This is a genomic window from Paraburkholderia sp. 40 (genome assembly GCF_050434105.1).
Lineage (GTDB): Bacteria > Pseudomonadota > Gammaproteobacteria > Burkholderiales > Burkholderiaceae > Paraburkholderia > Paraburkholderia tuberum.
Genome location: NZ_JBNPVY010000004.1, coordinates 2,700,255 through 2,717,939, shown reverse-complemented (window position 1 = coordinate 2,717,939; position 17,685 = coordinate 2,700,255). Strand labels below are relative to the sequence as shown.

Annotated in this window: 19 protein-coding genes; 12 read left to right on the top strand and 7 right to left on the bottom strand. The window is 63.2% G+C overall.

All coding sequences use genetic code 11. The features are described 5' to 3' along the window. Positions 1-10 precede the first annotated feature (10 nt). The 11 genes from OKW28_RS34455 to OKW28_RS34405 all read left to right on the top strand — a co-directional run bounded on the left by OKW28_RS34455 (position 11) and on the right by OKW28_RS34405 (position 9,070). Positions 11-1,501 (top strand): NADH-quinone oxidoreductase subunit M, encoded by a 1,491-nt coding sequence (locus tag OKW28_RS34455; protein ID WP_090803779.1) that lies wholly within the window; start codon positions 11-13, stop codon positions 1,499-1,501. Positions 1,502-1,525: 24 nt separating this feature from the next. Further along, positions 1,526-2,998 (top strand): NADH-quinone oxidoreductase subunit NuoN, encoded by a 1,473-nt coding sequence (gene nuoN / locus OKW28_RS34450; protein WP_035470481.1) that lies wholly within the window; start codon positions 1,526-1,528, stop codon positions 2,996-2,998. Beyond that, the gene (locus OKW28_RS34445) at positions 2,998-3,294 is read left to right on the top strand and encodes a DUF2818 family protein (RefSeq protein WP_429452072.1); all 297 of its coding nucleotides are present in this window, start codon (positions 2,998-3,000) and stop codon (positions 3,292-3,294) included. Before nuoN ends, OKW28_RS34445 begins: the two co-directional genes overlap by 1 nt. A 45-nt stretch (positions 3,295-3,339) precedes the next feature. Beyond that, positions 3,340-3,930, top strand: coding sequence for an NUDIX domain-containing protein (locus tag OKW28_RS34440; protein WP_429452070.1), 591 nt, complete (start codon positions 3,340-3,342; stop codon positions 3,928-3,930). Between the two features lie 305 nt (positions 3,931-4,235). After that, positions 4,236-4,481 (top strand): hypothetical protein, encoded by a 246-nt coding sequence (locus tag OKW28_RS34435; RefSeq protein WP_429454550.1) that lies wholly within the window; start codon positions 4,236-4,238, stop codon positions 4,479-4,481. 74 nt (positions 4,482-4,555) lie between these two features. After that, entirely contained in the window at positions 4,556-5,080 is a 525-nt protein-coding gene (locus OKW28_RS34430) for a helix-turn-helix transcriptional regulator (RefSeq protein WP_429452068.1), read from the top strand. Between the two features lie 216 nt (positions 5,081-5,296). Further along, positions 5,297-5,722: a DUF1178 family protein gene (locus OKW28_RS34425; RefSeq protein WP_429452066.1), complete on the top strand. Its 426-nt coding sequence runs from the start codon at positions 5,297-5,299 to the stop codon at positions 5,720-5,722. 48 nt (positions 5,723-5,770) lie between these two features. Next, positions 5,771-6,967, top strand: coding sequence for an acyl-CoA dehydrogenase family protein (locus OKW28_RS34420; RefSeq protein ID WP_429452064.1), 1,197 nt, complete (start codon positions 5,771-5,773; stop codon positions 6,965-6,967). A 10-nt stretch (positions 6,968-6,977) separates the two neighbouring features. Beyond that, positions 6,978-8,105, top strand: coding sequence for an acyl-CoA dehydrogenase family protein (locus OKW28_RS34415; protein ID WP_429452062.1), 1,128 nt, complete (start codon positions 6,978-6,980; stop codon positions 8,103-8,105). A gap of 33 nt (positions 8,106-8,138) precedes the next feature. Next, the gene (locus OKW28_RS34410; protein ID WP_429452060.1) at positions 8,139-8,597 is read left to right on the top strand and encodes a MaoC family dehydratase; all 459 of its coding nucleotides are present in this window, start codon (positions 8,139-8,141) and stop codon (positions 8,595-8,597) included. Beyond that, complete coding sequence (locus OKW28_RS34405; RefSeq protein WP_429452058.1) at positions 8,594-9,070, top strand: MaoC family dehydratase; 477 nt, start codon at positions 8,594-8,596, stop codon at positions 9,068-9,070. The genes OKW28_RS34410 and OKW28_RS34405 overlap by 4 nt, the downstream gene beginning before the upstream one ends. Positions 9,071-9,168: 98 nt before the next feature. Here the strand turns inward: OKW28_RS34405 and OKW28_RS34400 are convergent, their stop codons facing one another. From OKW28_RS34400 to OKW28_RS34375, 6 genes are all read right to left on the bottom strand, one after another. After that, positions 9,169-9,870, bottom strand: a complete 702-nt coding sequence (locus tag OKW28_RS34400; RefSeq protein ID WP_429452056.1) for a glutathione binding-like protein — start codon at positions 9,868-9,870, stop codon at positions 9,169-9,171. Between the two features lie 127 nt (positions 9,871-9,997). Then, a complete protein-coding gene (locus tag OKW28_RS34395; protein ID WP_429452054.1) occupies positions 9,998-11,257 on the bottom strand; it encodes an acyl-CoA dehydrogenase family protein in 1,260 nt (419 codons plus the stop codon). Positions 11,258-11,314: 57 nt separating this feature from the next. Beyond that, positions 11,315-12,421 (bottom strand): phosphotransferase, encoded by a 1,107-nt coding sequence (locus OKW28_RS34390; RefSeq protein ID WP_429452052.1) that lies wholly within the window; start codon positions 12,419-12,421, stop codon positions 11,315-11,317. Positions 12,422-12,441: 20 nt separating this feature from the next. After that, a complete protein-coding gene (locus OKW28_RS34385) occupies positions 12,442-13,158 on the bottom strand; it encodes a histidine phosphatase family protein (protein ID WP_429452050.1) in 717 nt (238 codons plus the stop codon). A gap of 21 nt (positions 13,159-13,179) precedes the next feature. Continuing rightward, positions 13,180-13,968, bottom strand: coding sequence for an oxepin-CoA hydrolase, alternative type (locus OKW28_RS34380; RefSeq protein ID WP_429452048.1), 789 nt, complete (start codon positions 13,966-13,968; stop codon positions 13,180-13,182). Then, positions 13,965-15,521 (bottom strand): 3-hydroxyacyl-CoA dehydrogenase, encoded by a 1,557-nt coding sequence (locus OKW28_RS34375; protein ID WP_429452046.1) that lies wholly within the window; start codon positions 15,519-15,521, stop codon positions 13,965-13,967. Before OKW28_RS34375 ends, OKW28_RS34380 begins: the two co-directional genes overlap by 4 nt. A gap of 127 nt (positions 15,522-15,648) precedes the next feature. On the opposite strand from OKW28_RS34375, the gene OKW28_RS34370 reads away from it, so the two are divergent. After that, the gene (locus OKW28_RS34370; RefSeq protein WP_429452044.1) at positions 15,649-16,296 is read left to right on the top strand and encodes a glutathione S-transferase family protein; all 648 of its coding nucleotides are present in this window, start codon (positions 15,649-15,651) and stop codon (positions 16,294-16,296) included. Positions 16,297-16,405: 109 nt separating this feature from the next. Here the strand turns inward: OKW28_RS34370 and OKW28_RS34365 are convergent, their stop codons facing one another. Continuing rightward, positions 16,406-17,578, bottom strand: coding sequence for a pyridoxal phosphate-dependent aminotransferase (locus tag OKW28_RS34365; protein WP_429452042.1), 1,173 nt, complete (start codon positions 17,576-17,578; stop codon positions 16,406-16,408). Positions 17,579-17,685 lie beyond the last annotated feature (107 nt).

Below are 17,685 nucleotides of genomic sequence, written 5' to 3'. Positions count from 1 at the left end.
AGGGACACTCATGCACGCTTATCCGATTCTGAGCATCGCGATCTGGTTGCCGATCTTCTTCGGTCTGCTGGTCCTCGCGATCGGCAACGACGAGAACCCCGCCCCCGCGCGCTGGATTTCACTGATCGGCTCGGTTCTGAGCTTCCTCGTCACGCTGCCACTGATCACCAGCTTCGATTCGAGCACCGCCGAGCTGCAGTTCGTCGAGCAGGCGAACTGGATCGAGCGCTTCCACATCACGTATCACCTCGGCGTGGACGGCATTTCGATGTGGTTCGTTGCGTTGACCGCGTTGATCACGGTGATCGTCGTGATCGCAGCGTGGGAAGTGATCACGAAGAACGTCGGCCAGTACCTCGCGGCCTTCCTGATCCTGTCGGGCATCATGGTCGGCGTGTTCAGCGCGGCCGATGGCCTGTTGTTCTACGTGTTCTTCGAAGCGACGCTGATCCCGATGTACATCATCATCGGCGTGTGGGGCGGGGCGAACCGCGTGTACGCGGCATTCAAGTTCTTCCTGTACACGCTGGCGGGCTCGCTGCTGATGCTGGTTGCGCTGATCTATCTGTACAACCAGACCGGCTCGTTCGACATCGCCACGTGGCAGCACGCGCAGATCGCGATGACGCCGCAGGTGCTGCTGTTTATCGCGTTCTTCCTGGCCTTCGCGGTGAAGGTGCCGATGTGGCCGGTGCACACGTGGTTGCCGGACGCGCACGTGGAAGCGCCGACCGGCGGCTCGGTCGTGCTGGCGGCGATCATGCTGAAGCTCGGTGCGTACGGTTTCCTGCGCTTCTCGCTGCCGATCACGCCTGATGCGAGCCATTTCCTCGCACCGGTCGTCATCACGCTGTCGCTGATCGCGGTGATCTACATCGGTCTCGTCGCGATGGTGCAGGCCGACATGAAGAAACTGGTCGCGTATTCGTCGATCGCGCACATGGGCTTTGTCACGCTCGGCTTCTTTATCTTCAATCAGCTCGGCGCGGAAGGCGCGATCGTGCAGATGATCTCGCACGGTTTCGTGTCGGGCGCGATGTTCCTGTGCATCGGCGTACTGTACGACCGCATGCACTCGCGTCAGATCGCCGATTACGGCGGCGTCGTCAACGTGATGCCGAAGTTCGCGGCGTTCGTGATGCTATTCGCGATGGCGAATTGCGGCTTGCCGGGCACTTCCGGTTTCGTCGGCGAATTCATGGTGATTCTGGCTTCCGTCCAGTACAACTTCTGGATCGCGAGTGGCGCGGCAGTCACGCTGATTCTCGGCGCGGCCTACACGCTGTGGATGTACAAGCGCGTGTACTTCGGCGCGGTCGCGAACGACCACGTGAAAAACCTGCTCGACATCGACCGTCGCGAATTTTTCATGCTGGCTGTGCTCGCCGCACTGACGCTGTTCATGGGCCTGTACCCGAAGCCCTTTACCGATGTGATGCACGTATCCGTGGAAAACCTCCTCTCCCACGTTGCCCAATCGAAGCTGCCGTTGCCTCAGTAACGACGAGCGGAGGAATTTAAGACCATGCAAAACGCCCCTATGACTGCTCTGTTGCCCGATGCACTGGTGATGTTCGCCATTGTCATCGCGTGGCTCAACGACACGTTCGTTGGCCAGGAGGGTCGCCGTACCACGTATTTCATCGCGTTCTTCTCGACGCTCGTCGCCGGGATCTGGTTCGCGATCAATGCGTTCGACCCCCAAGTGCATTACTTCTTCGATCACATGTACGTGGTCGATCCGTTCGCCAATGTGATGAAGGCAGTGGTGTCGCTCGGCTATGCGGTGACGATCGTTTATTCGCGTCGCTACCTCGAAGACCGTAGCCTGTTCCGCGGCGACTTCTTCCTGCTCGGCATGTTCTCGCTGCTCGGCCAGATCGTGATGATCTCGGGCAATAACTTCCTGACGCTGTATCTCGGTCTGGAACTGATGTCGCTGTCGCTGTACGCGGTGATCGCGCTGCGTCGCGAAGTGGCGTCGTCGAACGAAGCGGCGATGAAGTACTACGTGCTCGGCGCGCTGGCTTCCGGCTTCCTGCTGTACGGTGTTTCGATGCTGTATGGCGCGACCGGCTCGCTCGACCTGAACGAAGTGTTCAAGGCGATCAGCACGAGCCACTACGATCCGACCGTGCTGCTGTTCGGCGTCATCTTCATCGTGGCGGGCGTGGCGTTCAAGATGGGTGCGGTGCCATTCCATATGTGGGTGCCTGACGTGTACCAGGGCGCACCGACGGCGATGACGCTCATCGTCGGCGGCGGCCCGAAGGTCGCGGCGTTCGCGTGGGGTCTGCGTTTCCTCGTGATGGGCCTGCTGCCGCTGGCGGTCGAATGGCAGCAGATGCTGGTGATTCTGGCGGCGCTGTCGCTGATCGTCGGCAACATCACCGGGATCGTGCAGCGCAACGTCAAGCGGATGCTCGCGTATTCGGCGATCTCGAACATGGGCTTCGTGCTGCTCGGCCTGCTCGCCGGCGTGGTCGACCAGAAGACCACGGGCGCCGCGAACGCGTACGGCTCGGCGATGTTCTACAGCATCGTCTACCTGATCACGACGCTCGGCACCTTCGGCGTCATCATGCTGCTCGCGCGCCGCGACTTCGAAGCGGACACGCTGGAGGACTTCAAGGGCCTCAATCAGCGCAGCGCGGTATTCGCGTTCGTGATGATGATCATGATGTTCTCGCTCGCGGGTATTCCGCCGGCAGTCGGTTTCTATGCGAAGCTCGCCGTGCTGCAAGCGACGATGAACGCCGGCCTGACCTGGCTCACCGTGCTCGCCGTGATCACGTCGCTGTTCGGCGCGTTCTACTACCTGCGTATCGTCAAGCTGATGTACTTCGACGAGCCGCAAGACAAGTCGCCGATCGTGGCGGACACGAGCACGCGCGCGTTGCTCGCGTTGAACGGCGTCGCCGTGCTGGTGCTCGGTATCGTGCCGGATCCGCTGTTGCGCGCCTGCCTGCAGGCGATCCAGCACACGCTGCTGCTCTGATGTCCGCTGCGGGCTGGTTTATCGTGCTGTTGGCGCTGGTCGGCGCCAACCTGCCGTTCCTGAATCAGCGCCTCTTCGCCGCGGTGCCGTTGAAAGCGGCGAAGAAAAGCGCCTGGCTCCGGATTGCCGAATTGATCGTGCTGTATTTCGTGGTCGGCGCGCTGGGCTTTTTGCTCGAAGCGCGCGCGGGAAATCGCTTCGAGCAGGGCTGGCAGTTCTACGCGATCACGTTCGCGCTGTTCGTCGTGTTCGCTTTCCCCGGCTTTTCCTTCCAATATCTGGTCAAACGCCGCTGACGGCGTCCCGCCGTCGCGCGCGCCTGGCTGTTCTGAGGTCCGCACATGGCTGAGCTTCCCAATCACGACGCTGCGCTAACCGAGACTTGTATCGACAGCAAGACGGTCCATCAAGGACCGTTCATGACGGTCAAGTACGATAGGGTCCGACTGCCCGACGGCAAACAGGCGACGCGCGAATACGTTCAGCATCCGGGCGCCGTCATGGTGATCCCCTTGTTCGACGACGGTCGCGTGCTGCTCGAAAGTCAGTATCGCTATCCGATGGGCAAGGTGATGGTCGAATATCCGGCCGGCAAGCTCGACCCGAACGAGGGCGCGCTGGCCTGCGCGGTCCGGGAACTGCGCGAGGAAACCGGCTATACCGCGCGCGAGTACGTGTACCTGACTCGGATTCACCCGATCATTTCTTACTCGACCGAATTCATTGATATCTATCTCGCGCGGGGCTTGACCGCGGGTGAGCGCAACCTCGATGAAGGCGAGTTTCTCGAACTTTTCACCGCGACCGTGGAGCAGGTATCCGAGTGGGTGCGCACGGGCAAGATCACCGATGTGAAGACGATCATCGGTACCTTCTGGCTCGAGAAAGTGCTGTCGGGTACGTGGCCGACCGAGGCGCCCGAAACGGTATAAGTTCGCGTCTGCCCGATAGCTGATCCGCGTTGCAGGTGAACGGAGCCCCTGTTGGTCGATGACCGGCAGGGGCTTTTCATTGGTTTCGCGGTTTCTTTCTGGCTCGAAAGATAAGCCGTCTCCCATGCCATCTGGCTGGCTCGTCGTGGCGCCGGCGGCCGGCTAATATGAACCTCTCGATCACCGAATTCGTCGTCGATTTTGTTTTGGATGACTGACGTTAAAGATCGGAGTGATCTCATTTCAGCTCCAGCACAGGTTGTCAATTGACAACCTGTGCTGGAGCGATTAAATTGGAGGTCTCGATGGTTCGAGCAAGGCACATGAAGAAAGAGATCGAGGCCGCATTGGCATACGCGGAGCAGCACGGCTGGCGCGTTCAGGACGGCGGAAGAGGTCATGCGTGGGGAAAAATCCATTGCCCGTACAGAGACGCCGAATGTCGTTGCGGGGAGTTCTGTATATCGAGCGTCTGGAGTACGCCGAAGAATGCCGGCAATCACGCCAGGCACTTGCGGCGCATCGTCGGCAACTGCGCTGCACGGCGCTAGTGGGTTCGTAGGTATCACACAGGTATCAAGCAGGAATCGCAACAACCTGGGCTCAACGAAGACAGGAGTAACGTATGGAATATGTGTTCACGTTGAAATACCGCCTCGCCGCGGAAGAATGCGATGCAGACGCAATCGTCGAGCGGTTGGGCGAAGCGGGGTGCGACGACGCCACGATTGGCGTCGGGCAACCCGGCCGCCTCGGGCTGCTTTTCACCCGTGAAGGCGCGAGCGCACTCGCGGCTGTCACCAGCGCGCTCAAGGACGTGAAAGGTGCGGTGCCGTCCGCGCAGCTGGTCGAGGCGGGACCTGACTTCGTAGGGCTGACCGACGTGGCCGAGGTGGCCGGCGTGTCGCGGCAAAACATGCGCAAGCTGATGCTGAACAACGCAATCGACTTCCCGTCACCGGTCCACGAAGGCAGTGCATCGGTGTGGCATCTGGCGGACGTGCTCGAATGGCTGACCGCGCGCGGCGGGTACGAGATTGAGATCGGTGTGGCGGATGTCGCAAAACTCGCGAAGCAGATCAATCTGACGAAGGAGGCCCGTCAGATTGAACCGCGTGTGAGCCGCCAACTGAGCAATCTCGTGGCGTAGCAGGGCGCCGCAAGCTGTCCGTAGAGCGGAGCCGATGTGTCACCGCTTACTAGCCAGGCGGCCTTCGGCAGCACCTGCCGTAAAGCGTTAAAATCGCCCACCCGCGTCATATTCCCTTGCGGCTGCTGGCGGTTGCGCGTCGGCTCTAAAGTTTTGCGAACGATCGTTCACAAATTTCCATTTTGCGCTAAACTGGCACGCAAGCCCTGATTCCACATGAAGGTCCTCGATTTAAAGTGTCCGCATGGCCATCGGTTTGAAGGCTGGTTCGCTTCGACCGATGACTTCGAGTCGCAGCAGTCCCGCAATCTCGTCGAATGTCCGATCTGCGGTGCGACTGAGGTGAGCCGTTTGCCTTCGGCACCACGTCTGAATCTGTCGGGCGCGACCGACTCCAAGGCGCCGGCGGGCGTGGAGCAAATGCAGGCGCACATGATGCGCGCGCTGCGCGAGGTACTGGAGAAGACGGAGAACGTGGGCGACCGCTTCGCCGAGGAAGCACGACGCATTCACTACAACGAAGCGCCTGTGCGCAGTATTCGCGGTGTCACGACACCGGAGGATGCGCGTGCCTTGGTCGAGGAAGGCATCGAAGTGATGCCGCTGCCGGTCCCAGCTGCGCTGAAGGAACCACTGCAATAGCGCGGTGGCTCCAGGCGGCCGGGTGGTGGCGGCCAGGAGACACTACGCATGAATCTGGACTATTCCCCCGCTGAAGACGCGTTCCGCGCCGACATCCGCGCCTGGCTCGAAGCGAATCTGCCTCGCGAGCTGAGCGACAAGGTTCTCAATCACAAACGGCTTTCCCGCGAAGACTTCGCAAGCTGGCACAGGCTGCTCGGCACGCGAGGCTGGTCGGCAGTCGCGTGGCCGCGCGAATACGGCGGCCCCGGCTGGGACGCGACGCAACGACATATCTGGGAAGAAGAGTGCGCGCGTATCGGCGCACCTTCCGTGCTGCCTTTCGGTGTGTCGATGGTTGCGCCGGTGCTGATGAAGTACGGTAACGAGGCGCAAAAGCGCCACTATCTGCCGCGTATTCTCGACGGCACGGACTGGTGGTGTCAGGGCTACTCGGAACCGGGATCGGGCTCCGACCTTGCGTCGCTGCGCACCCGCGCAGAGCGCGTCGGTGATCATTACGTGGTCAACGGCCAGAAGACCTGGACCACGCTCGGCCAGCACGCCGACATGATGTTCTGCCTCGTGCGCACCGACAGCGGCGCCAAAAAGCAGGAGGGTATCTCGTTCCTGCTGATCGATATGAAAACCCCGGGCATCACGGTGCGGCCGATCATCACGCTCGACGAAGATCACGAAGTCAACGAGGTGTTCTTCGAGGACGTCAAAGTGCCGGTCGACAATCTCGTCGGCCAAGAAAATCGCGGCTGGACGTATGCGAAATATCTGCTCGGCCACGAGCGTACCGGCATTGCGCGAGTCGGAGCGTCGAAGCGTGAGCTGGCGTTTCTGAAGCGTGTCGCGCTGAATCAGAAAAAGAACGGCAAGCCGCTGCTGCAGGATCCGGTGTTTGCGGCGAAGGTAGCGAGTCTCGAAATCGAGTTGATGGCGCTGGAAGTCACCGTGCAACGGGTGGTAGCCAACGAGGCGGGCGGTCGCGGCCCGGGCCCGGAAGCGTCGATGCTGAAGATCAAGGGCACGGAAGTGCAACAGGGGCTCACCGAGCTGATGTTCGAAGCAATCGGCCCGCTGGCCGCCCCGTTCGACGTGCCGTTCCTCGAAGGCGAACGCGAGCACAGTCTTGCCGGCGACGACGATGCCGCTCCGCTTGCCGCGTACTACTTCAACTTCCGCAAGACGTCGATTTACGGCGGCTCGAACGAAATTCAAAAGAACATCATCGCACAGATGATTCTCGGACTTTGAGGAGCGGCGCATGGACTTCACTTTCAACGACGAACAACAGCAATTTGCCGATGCGCTGCGCCGCTATCTCGACAGGAGCTACGGCTTCGAAGCGCGCCAGCAGATCGTGCGCTCGAAGGCGGGCGTATCGGCTGTGCACTGGGCCGCGTTCACCGAACTGGGGCTGACCGGGTTGCCGGTGCCCGAAACGCAGGGCGGCTTCAACGGTGGTCCGATCGACATGCTCGTGGTCATGCAGGAGCTCGGCCGCGCGCTCGTCGTCGAGCCGTTTTGGGCGACCGCGGTCGGCATCGAAGCGCTGCGCCTTGCTGGCACCGGCGACGGCGAAGATGCCGCGCTGCTCGAACGGGCGGCCCAGGGCGAAGCCAGGCTGGCCATGGCGTTTCACGAGCCGCATGCGCGCTACGATCTGTTCGACGTCGCGACGACCGCGAGCGGGCAGGGTGCGCAGCACACGCTGAGCGGCACCAAATCGGTCGTGCTGCACGGCGCGCAGGCGGACCACTGGATCGTGCCGGCGCGCCTCGATGGCGAGATCGCACTCTTTGTCGTCGCGCGTGACGCGGCCGGCGTCACGCTCACCGAGTACCGCACGATCGACGGTCAACGCGCCGCGACGCTCGAATTCAATGGCACGCCCGCGCGCCGGCTCGCCGGCGAACACGCGGGGGCGGCAACCCTCGAGCAGATCGCCGACTACGGCACGCTGCTGCTGTGCGCGGAAGCGATCGGCGCGCTCGACGCGCTCAATCACGCCACCGTCGAGTACACCAGAACGCGCCAGCAGTTCGGCCAGCCGATCGCGCGTTTCCAGGCGTTGCAGCATCGCATGGTCGAGATGCTGATCCACGCGGAGCAGGCGCGCTCGATCACGTATCTGGCCGCGATGCGCTACGCGAGTGAAGACGCGAACGAGCGCCGTCGAGCGATCTCCGCGGCAAAAGTTCGGGTCGGCCAGGCAGCGCGTTTCGTTGGTCAACAGGCGGTGCAGTTGCACGGCGGCATGGGTGTCACGAACGAAGTGGCGGCCGCGCATCTGTTCAAGCGCCTCGCGATCATCGAGACCACGCTCGGCGACGTCGATCATCATCTCGCGCGGTTTGCCACGCTGCCCGGATTTGCCGTCGCCGAAGACTGATCGGGCCGTTCCACAGGACAAAGGAGGTGCACGATGAAAATCAGTTTCGAAGACATGGAAGTGGGCTCGAGCCGCGAAATCGGCAAGCACATGTTCACGCGCGAGGAGATTGTCGAGTTTGCGCAGAAGTTCGATCCGCAGCCGTTTCATCTCGACGAAGCCGCCGCGGCCGAATCGCCGTTCCGCGGCCTCGTCGCGAGTGGTTGGCACACCTGCTCGGTAATGATGGGCATGCTCGTGCGCAAGGTACTGGCGGATTCGACATCGATGGGTTCGCCCGGGATCGACGAGATCCGCTGGCTCAAGCCGGTACGAGTCGGCGACACGGTCACGATGATGAACGTCATCGTCGACAAGCGCGTGTCGCAGAGCAAGCCGGATCGCGGCATCGTGTCGACACGCTGGGAGGGCATCAATCAGCACGGCGAAACGGTGATCACGGTGCGCTCGAACGGCATGTTCGGCCTGCGCAATCCGGGAGCGGCGGCATGACGGCGAGCGCGGCGACGCTAGTCGCTTTCGACAATGCGGGTGCTTTGCGCGCGCTCATCGGCGCCGAGCCGCTCGTCAGCGAATGGCTGAGCGTCGATCAGGAGAGGGTCAACCGTTTCGCCGAGGCAACCGGCGATCATCAGTGGATTCATATCGATCCCGAGCGGGCCAAACGCGAATCGCCGTTTGGCGGCCCGGTCGCGCATGGGTTTTTGACGCTGTCGCTGATTCCGGCTTTGCTCGGCAAAACGGTGAAGATCGAGCAGCGCATGGGTGTCAACTATGGCTTGAACCGCGTGCGTTTCATGTCGCCGGTACTCGTGGGATCGTCGCTGCGCGGGAAGTTCGCCGTCGAGTCGGTGACCGACGTCGACAACAGCGGCGTGCAACTCGCGTGGAACGTGACGCTGGAGCGTCAGGGCAGCGAACGACCGGTGTGCGTCGCGGAGTTCATCACGCGGCATTACTTCTAGCGTTTTCCCTTCGCAGACGAAATGAAAAAGCGCGAGCCGGCAGGCATGCCGCTCGCGCATTCAGCTTGTGTCGAGCCGCGTCAGCGAGACGGCCGAAACTAGTGTTTCGCGTACTGCGTCGCGCCAAACAGGATCTCTTTCGCCTTGTCGTCCATCAGCGGCGCGCGCGCCGACGCCAGCACGTCGACGCCGCGCACCACCGCCGGCCGCGCAGCGATCTCTTCATGCCAGCGCTTCACGTTCGGCAAGGTATCGAGTTCGATGCCCTGATTTTTCCACGAACGGGTCCACGGAAACGCGGCGATGTCCGCGATCGTATAGTCGTTGCCCGCGAGGTACCGCGTCTTGCCGAGTTGCGAGTCCATCACGCCGTACAGACGTCGCGCCTCATTGGTGTAGCGATTGACCGCGTATTCGATCTGCTCGGGTGCATACACGCGGAAGTGATGCGTTTGCCCCAGCATCGGACCGAGGCCGCCCATCTGGAACATCAGCCATTGCAGTGCCGCGTAGCGCGCGGCCGGATCGCTCGGTAGAAACTTGCCGGTTTTCTCGGCCAGATAAATCAGGATCGCGCCCGATTCGAATAGCGCGAAGGGCCGGCCGTCGGCGCCTTTCGGACCTTCGGAATCGACGATCGCGGGAATCTTGTTGTTGGGACTGATGGCGAGAAATTCCGGCTTGAACTGGTCGCCGGCACCGATGTTCACGGCATGCACGTTGTAGGGTAGGCCCGTTTCCTCGAGCATGATATGAATCTTGTGGCCGTTCGGGGTCGCCCAGCTATAGACGTCGATCATCCTGGCTCCTTTGTTCGTCGAAGCGGCGCCGCAAAGAGGGCGCCGCCGTTGCCGAAAATTAGAGCATAGATCGCGCGACGCTGCTTGCCGCGGGCTCAGGCTCCACGCTTACACCGAGCCGCAGCACTCAAACGCGTGTGACCGGCATCTCAACGCGAGCCGCCGCGCCCGCATCCATATGACGCGCAAGTTCGAGCTTGGCGATCGCGTTGCGATGCACTTCGTCGGGGCCGTCGGCGAAACGCAGCGTGCGCGCCGACGCATAGGCATACGCGAGCGGAAAATCGTCGCTGACGCCGCCGCCGCCATGCGTCTGAATCGCCCAATCGATCACCTGACACGCCATGTTCGGCGCGACCACCTTGATCATCGCGATCTCGCCGCGCGCGCCCTTGTTGCCGACGGTATCCATCATGTACGCGGTCTTCAGCGTGAGCAGACGCGCCTGCTCGATCATGCAGCGCGCCTCGGCAAGACGCTCCTGCGTGACCCCTTGCGACGCGACCGGCTTGCCGAACGCGACACGCTGCAGCGAGCGCTTCGCCATCAATTCGAGCGCGCGTTCGGCGAGACCGATCAGGCGCATGCAGTGGTGGATGCGTCCCGGGCCGAGACGGCCTTGCGCGATCTCGAAGCCGCGGCCTTCGCCGAGCAGCATGTTGGTAGCGGGCACGCGCACGTTGTCGAGTGTGATCTCCATGTGGCCGTGCGGCGCGTCGTCGTAACCGAACACCGTGAGCGGGCGATGCACGGTGATGCCGGTGGCGTCGGCGGGCACGAGGATCATCGACTGCTGCTGATGGCGCGGCGCGTCGGGATCGGTCTTGCCCATCACGATATAGACCTTGCAGCGCGGATCGCCCGCGCCCGACGACCACCACTTGTGGCCGTTGATCACGTAATGGTCGCCATCGCGCACGATGCTGGTCTGGATGTTCGTCGCATCCGACGACGCGACCTCCGGCTCCGTCATCAGAAACGCCGAACGGATCTGCCCTTGCAGCAGCGGTTCGAGCCACTCGCGCTTGTTCTCTTCGCTGCCGTAGCGCTCGATCGTCTCCATGTTGCCGGTGTCCGGCGCGTTGCAGTTGAACACTTCCGGCGCCCACGGCACACGGCCCATGATCTCGCACAGCGGTGCGTATTCGAGATTCGTCAGGCCCGCCCCGCGCTCCGATTGCGGCAGGAACAGATTCCACAGACCGGCGTCGCGCGCCTTCTGCTTGAGTTGCTCGACCAGTTCGGTCGGCACCCATGCGTTGCCGTTCTGGCGGTTGCGCGCGATCTCCGCATAGAACGCATGTTCGTTCGGGTAGATGTGCTCGTCAAAAAAGGCGAGCAGCTTTTCGCGCAACGCCTGGACCTTCGGGGTGTAATCGAAATTCATCTTGGACCTCGCGGGTAACGGACTGCGAATGATGGGGAGCAGGGCGCGCCCTTGTGTCTAGAGAACCTTCTGCGCATAGTGCCAGGCGAGTTCGGCCATCGGCTTCGCGCGCCGGCCGGCGTCGAGCGCCTGCGCGTTCGACGCGGTACCGTCGACGACGCGCTTCATGATCCCCTGCAGAATCGCGGCGATGCGGAACATGTTGTACGCCAGATAGAAATTCCAGTCGCCATGAATCTCGAAGCCGGTGCGTTGGCAATAACGCTCGACGTACTGAGCTTCATCGGGAATGCCGAGCACGGCCCAATCGAGTCCGGCGATGCCGCGGAACTGCGCCGGATCGACATGCCACGCCATGCAGTGATACGCCAAATCGGCGAGCGGATCGCCGAGCGTCGACAGTTCCCAGTCGAGCACCGCGAGCACGCGCGGCTCGTCGCGATCGAAGATGAGATTGTCGAGCCGGTAGTCGCCATGCACGATCGAGGTACGGCCGCTCGTCTCTGCGGGCATATGCTGCGGCAGCCATTCGATCAGCCGGTGCATCGCGTCGATCGGCTCGGTCTCGGACGCCAGATACTGCTTGCTCCAGCGACCGATCTGGCGCGCGAAGTAATTGCCGGGCTTGCCGTAATCGGCGAGGCCGGCGGCGGCGACGTCGACGCTGTGCAAGGCCGCGATGACGCGGTTCGTTTCGTCATAGATCGCCGCGCGCTCGGTGGGCGTCATGCCGGGCAGCGATTGATCCCACAGCACGCGACCTTCCACGAACTCCATCACGTAGAACGCGCGGCCGATCACGCTTTCGTCCTCGCACAGCGCGAGCATGTGTGCGACCGGCACGTCGGTGTCGGCGAGCGCGTGCATCACGCGATATTCGCGTTCGATCGCATGGGCGGACGGCAGCAGCTTCGCGGCGGGCCCGGGTTTCGCGCGCATCACGTAGGAGCGAGATGGCGTGATCAGCTTGAACGTGGGATTGGATTGTCCGCCCGCGAATTGCTCGAGCGTGAGCGGCCCCTCGAATCCGTCGACATGTCCGGCCAGCCACGCGGCGAGCGCGTCGTTGTCGAAGCGTTGCCGCTCGTTGACCGGGCGGGTGCCCTCGAAAGCCGAGTAGTCCTGTCCGCGTGCGGGTTCGCCGGTCTGCGTGGCTTGCGCCATGTGTCTTCTCCAGTTCGGTGTCAGCTACGCTGGCATCGGATGAATTGTGCGTAGAGTATTTCCATCGTGGTGTTGCGGACGTCGCGATGCAACGGCGACGGCGGTGAATAGTTGAGCATGCGCAGCACCCAGTCGCGCGGCGCGGCGCCGACGTCGAGCGCGTTGATGCAGCCGGTCGCCTGCGACAGATGACCGAAGAACGTGCGCCCGCCGGCCGTCAGCGCGTGCGACAGGATCGCGCGATTGACGCCGCCGTGCAGCACCAGCAACACGGTGTCCCACGACGTGTCTTCGCGCAGCGCCGTGACGGCCGGCAGCACGCGATCGAACAGTTCGCCGATCGTTTCGCCGTCGAGAAAGCGCATGCTCTCCGGCACGATGCCGTCGAACACGCCGAGAAACGCCGCCTCGATATCGCTCGGCGGAATGCCGCCGAGCCGTCCGCCGCGAATTTCCTGCCACGCGGGCTCGATTTCGGGCTCAATCTGCTGACCCGTTTCGACGAGCACGCGCCGCGCGGTTTCGATCGTGCGCGGCAAGCCGCTGACGATCACGCGGTCAAAGCGCACCTGCTGACCGGCGAACACGCGGCCCGCCGCGCTCGCCTGCTCGCGGCCGTTCGCGTTCAGCGGCACGGTTTCGGGATCGATCGCGCGGCCGGTGTCGTCGAAGTAGGTGACGTCGCCGTGACGCATCAGGAAGATGCGGCGCCGTTTCGGCAGTTGGTAGTCGGGCATGTCGGGCGGCTCTCTTGTCGCTTATTTGTAGATCGGTGCGCGTTTTTCGAGGAACGCGGTGATGCCTTCGAGACCGTCGCGATGATGCAGCGACGCGACGAAGTTATCGCGCTCGACGACCAGATGATCCGCGAGCGGCTGCGTACCGGCCGCGGCGATCAGCCCCTTGATGCGCGCGACCGAATTGGGCGAAACCGCGCCGAGCTCGTCGGCCCACGCGAGCGCATTATCGAGCGTGGTGCCGGCTTTGGTGAGCCGGTTGACGACGCCGAGTTCGTGCAGACGCGCGGCGCCGATCGGCTTGGCTTCGATCAGTACCTCGGTGGCCAGCTGGCGCGGCAGCGCCTCTGCGAGAAACCACGAGCCGCCGCCGTCGGGCGTCAGGCCGACGCGCGCGTAAGACATCGCGAATTTGGCGTTGTCCGCGGCGACGATCAGATCGCAGGCGAGCGCGAGCGAAAATCCCGCACCTGCCGCCGCACCTTCCACCGCGGCAATGACCGGCTTCGACGATAGCCGCAGTGCCGAAATCCATTGAGCGAGCATGTCGATGCTATCGGCTTGCACGGAGGGATCTTTCGCGCGATTTTCGAGCAGGCGGTTCAGGTTGCCGCCTGCGCAAAAGAAGTTATCGGCGCCGGTGATCACGACGGCGCGAATCGACGGATCGCGCTCGACGGTATCGAATGCCTCGATGCCCGCGGCGTACATGTCCGGGTGCAGCGCGTTGCGCGCACCGGGGTTCGACAGCGTGAGGACCAGCGTGGATTCGCTGCTGGCCGGGCGTGAAGCGAGCAGGGCAGCGCTCATGATTGGGTCTCCGTTGGGATGTCGGTGGCGTCGCGCTGCGTGAGCGCGAGGCCGAGTTGCGCGCGTCTTGCGAGCCACGGCGACGGACGATAGCGCGGTTCGCCGAGCACGCTGTGCATGTTGCGCAGGATCGTGAGAATGGTGTTGGCGCCGAGCGCGTCGCCGAGCGCGAGCGGTCCGCGCGGATAGCCGAGGCCGAGCATGACGGCGAGGTCGATGTCCTCCGGCGTCGCGATCTGCTTCTGCGCGATGTCGCAGCCGATGTTGACGATCGTCGCGACCACCCGCTGCGCGACGAAGCCGGTCGAATCGCGGATCACGGTGACGGGGATGCCGTCGGCGGCGAACAGCGCATGCGCGCTATCGCGCGCGGCGCGTGTCGTGGCCGGCGTGGTCATCAGCGTGCGGCGTTGCGCGCCGACGAGCGGGAACAGGGCATCGACGGCGACGACGCGGCTCGCGTCGAGCGCTTCATCGACCGCGGCCGTGGTCGCGTCGTGGCCGAACGGCGTGACGACGATCAGCGAACCAGGGGCGGGCGTCGCGCCTTCGTCGAGCTTTACGCCCGCTTTGCCGACCAGTTGCACGACGGGCTCATACGCGTCGCGGTAGCGTTGGCTGACCCACACGCTTTGCGGCAGCGTGGTCGGCGCGGGCGCTTCGGCGGGAACCTGCTGCTTGCCGTCCACGTAGCGATAGAAACCTTCGCCGCTCTTGCGGCCGAGCAGTCCGCCCGATAGCCGGGTGCCCGTGATCGGCGACGGTGTGTAACGCGGTTCTTCGTAGAACTGGTGATAGATCGACTCCATCACCGGATGCGACACGTCGAGCGCGGTCAGGTCCAGCAGCTCGAACGGCCCGAGGCGAAAGCCGGCCTGCTCGCGCATGATTCGGTCGATGTCCGCAAAGCTCGCGACGCCTTCGCCCGCCACGCGCAAGCCCTCGGTATTCATGCCGCGGCCCGCGTGATTGACGATGAAGCCCGGCATGTCGTTCGCGCGCACCGGCGTGTGGCCCATGCGGCGCGCGAGATCCATCAGCGCGTCGCCGGCTTCGGGGTCGCTGCGCAGGCCGTCGATCACTTCGACGACCTTCATCAGTGGCACCGGATTGAAGAAGTGATAGCCGACCACGCGCGACGGATCGGTGCAGCCCGCGGCAATCGCGGTGATCGACAGCGACGACGTATTCGACGCGAGGATGCAGCGGCCGCTGACCACGGTTTCGAGCTCGCGAAACAGCGCCTGCTTCACCTCGAGCTTTTCGACGATCGCCTCGATGACGAGATCGCAGCCGACCAGCTCGCTGATCGCCTGCACGCCGCTCACGTTGGCGAGCGCGGCGAGCGAGCGCGACTGCTCCAGCTTGCCTTTGGCCGTCAATTTGGCGAAAGTTTCCGCGAGATAGTCGCGCGCGGCGCCGACGGCGGCCGCGTTGGTGTCGTAGAGCCGCACGCGCAGGCCCGCGAGCGCCGCGATCTGCGCAATACCGCGGCCCATCGCGCCGGTGCCGACGATGCCGATGGTCTCGATGCTGAAATTGCGAGAGTTCATTGTGATGCTCGACTCCATGGTTATTTTAGAATAGCACGATCGTGCAATTTCTTGGATGATTCGATGGAAAGCCGCTGCTTCGACCTCGACGCGCGCTCTCACACACCATGACACAAGGAGACACCCCATGATCAAGCTGTGCGGTTTTGCGCTGTCCAACTACTACAACAAGGTCAAGTTCGTGCTGCTCGAACATGGCATCGAGTTCGAGGAGCAGGTCGTGAAGCCGAGTCAGGAAGAAGCGCTGCTCGAGCATTCGCCGCTCGGCAAGGTGCCATATCTGCAGACCGAGCACGGCGACCTCTGCGAGTCGCAGTGCATCGTCGAATATCTGGCTGCGCGTTTTCCCGACAAGCGGATCTTCTGCGCCGATCCTTGGCAGGCCGCCAAGGAACGCGAAATGATCTTTTTCGTCGATGTACATCTCGAGCTGACAGTGCGCAATCTGTACAAGGAAGCGTTTTTCGGCGGCACGGTCAGCGACGCGACGAAGGGGCGCGTCGAGAGGCTGCTCACGCATCACATCGCCGGTTTCAAACGGATCGCGAAGTTCTCGCCGTATCTGTGCGGCGAGCAATTCAGCGTGGCGGATACCGCCGGCTACGTGAGCCTGCCGCTCGTCGGTATGGCGACACAGACCATTTACGGCCGCGATCTTCTGCTCGAAGCGGGGATCGACTGGAAGCGCTACGTGAAGACGATCAACCCGCGGCCGGCTGCGCAGCGCGTGACGGAGGATCGCAAGGCCTGTGTCGCGGCGTCGCGTGCGTCCTGAGGGAATGAGCGCAGTGCCATGAAGCGCGCATGGGTGCGAAGCGCACACCCGTGCCGCGCAGCGCGATGGCAAGTAACGTGGCTTCGTTCGTGGCATCGCGCAAGGCATCCTAGAGCCGCGCGAGCCGTTCGAGCGCGGTAGCGAGCGTGCCTTCCTGCTTGGCGAAGCAGAAGCGCACCACGCCCGACTCGTGCGCCTCGTGATAGAACGCCGAGACTGGGATGGCCGCGACGCCGATTTCGCCGGTCAGCCATTGCGCGAATTCGGCTTCGGGCAGGTCGCTGATCGCCGAATAGTCGACGCATTGAAAATACGTGCCCGTGCACGGCAGCAGCCTGAAGCGCGAATTCGCGAGGCCCGCGTGGAAGAAATCGCGCTTGCGCTGATAGAACGCCGGTAGCTCCACGTACGGCGCCGGGTCCTTCATGTAATCGGCGAGGCCGATCTGCATCGGTGTGTTGACGGTGAACACGTTGAACTGGTGCACTTTGCGGAACTCGGCGGTCAGCGCGGCGGGCGCGGCCACATAGCCGACTTTCCAGCCCGTCACGTGGTACGTCTTGCCGAAGCTCGACACGACGAAGCTGCGCTGCGCGAGTTCCGGATAACGCGCGACGCTTTCATGCGGCGCGCCGTCGTAGACCATGTGCTCGTACACCTCGTCGGACAGGATCAGCACGTTGGTGCCGCGCACGATCTCCTCGAGCTTGCGCATGTCCTGTTCGCGCCACACGGTGCCGGTCGGATTGTGCGGCGTGTTGATCATGATGAGCCGCGTCTTCGGCGTGATCGCGGCGGCGAGCTTGTCGAACGGGATCGCGTAGTCGGGTGCGTCGAGCGTGACGAAGACCGGCTTGCCGCCCGCGAGTTCGATCGACGGCAGATAGCTGTCGTAGGTCGGTTCGATCACGATCACTTCGTCGCCGGGATGGACAGTGCAAAGAATCGCGGTCAGCAACGCCTGTGTGGCGCCCGCGGTCACGGTGATTTCGCGATTGGCGTCGTAGTGGCGGCCGTACAGATTCGCGATTTTGTCCGAAATCGCCTGACGCAGCGGCAGCACACCGGCCATCGGCGGATACTGGTTGTGACCGTCGCGCATCGCGTTCGCGACCGCGTCGACGATGCGCGGATCGCAGGCGAAGTCGGGAAAGCCCTGACCCAGATTCACCGCGCCTTTTTCCGCGGCGAGCGCGCTCATCACGGTGAAAATCGTCGTGCCGACGTTCGGCAGGCGAGACGGAAACGTGGGGCTCGTGGGCGTGTCGTGCGGTGCGTTCATGGCGTCGTGGGTAGCAGGGCGATAAGGTGGGCCGGTTCTCGAACTGTTGTTGCGAAGGGCGAAGCCTGATTGTAGGGAATCGCGACACGCTGTGCGCGCCGCGGGTT

Coding starts and splice junctions, on each gene's coding strand:
- OKW28_RS34455 (WP_090803779.1), top strand. CDS start 11: ATGCACGCTTATCCGATTCTGAGCATCGCGATCTGGTTGCCGATCTTC.
- nuoN (WP_035470481.1), top strand. CDS start 1,526: ATGCAAAACGCCCCTATGACTGCTCTGTTGCCCGATGCACTGGTGATG.
- OKW28_RS34445 (WP_429452072.1), top strand. CDS start 2,998: ATGTCCGCTGCGGGCTGGTTTATCGTGCTGTTGGCGCTGGTCGGCGCC.
- OKW28_RS34440 (WP_429452070.1), top strand. CDS start 3,340: ATGGCTGAGCTTCCCAATCACGACGCTGCGCTAACCGAGACTTGTATC.
- OKW28_RS34435 (WP_429454550.1), top strand. CDS start 4,236: ATGGTTCGAGCAAGGCACATGAAGAAAGAGATCGAGGCCGCATTGGCA.
- OKW28_RS34430 (WP_429452068.1), top strand. CDS start 4,556: ATGGAATATGTGTTCACGTTGAAATACCGCCTCGCCGCGGAAGAATGC.
- OKW28_RS34425 (WP_429452066.1), top strand. CDS start 5,297: ATGAAGGTCCTCGATTTAAAGTGTCCGCATGGCCATCGGTTTGAAGGC.
- OKW28_RS34420 (WP_429452064.1), top strand. CDS start 5,771: ATGAATCTGGACTATTCCCCCGCTGAAGACGCGTTCCGCGCCGACATC.
- OKW28_RS34415 (WP_429452062.1), top strand. CDS start 6,978: ATGGACTTCACTTTCAACGACGAACAACAGCAATTTGCCGATGCGCTG.
- OKW28_RS34410 (WP_429452060.1), top strand. CDS start 8,139: ATGAAAATCAGTTTCGAAGACATGGAAGTGGGCTCGAGCCGCGAAATC.
- OKW28_RS34405 (WP_429452058.1), top strand. CDS start 8,594: ATGACGGCGAGCGCGGCGACGCTAGTCGCTTTCGACAATGCGGGTGCT.
- OKW28_RS34400 (WP_429452056.1), bottom strand. CDS start 9,870: ATGATCGACGTCTATAGCTGGGCGACCCCGAACGGCCACAAGATTCAT.
- OKW28_RS34395 (WP_429452054.1), bottom strand. CDS start 11,257: ATGAATTTCGATTACACCCCGAAGGTCCAGGCGTTGCGCGAAAAGCTG.
- OKW28_RS34390 (WP_429452052.1), bottom strand. CDS start 12,421: ATGGCGCAAGCCACGCAGACCGGCGAACCCGCACGCGGACAGGACTAC.
- OKW28_RS34385 (WP_429452050.1), bottom strand. CDS start 13,158: ATGCCCGACTACCAACTGCCGAAACGGCGCCGCATCTTCCTGATGCGT.
- OKW28_RS34380 (WP_429452048.1), bottom strand. CDS start 13,968: ATGAGCGCTGCCCTGCTCGCTTCACGCCCGGCCAGCAGCGAATCCACG.
- OKW28_RS34375 (WP_429452046.1), bottom strand. CDS start 15,521: ATGAACTCTCGCAATTTCAGCATCGAGACCATCGGCATCGTCGGCACC.
- OKW28_RS34370 (WP_429452044.1), top strand. CDS start 15,649: ATGATCAAGCTGTGCGGTTTTGCGCTGTCCAACTACTACAACAAGGTC.
- OKW28_RS34365 (WP_429452042.1), bottom strand. CDS start 17,578: ATGAACGCACCGCACGACACGCCCACGAGCCCCACGTTTCCGTCTCGC.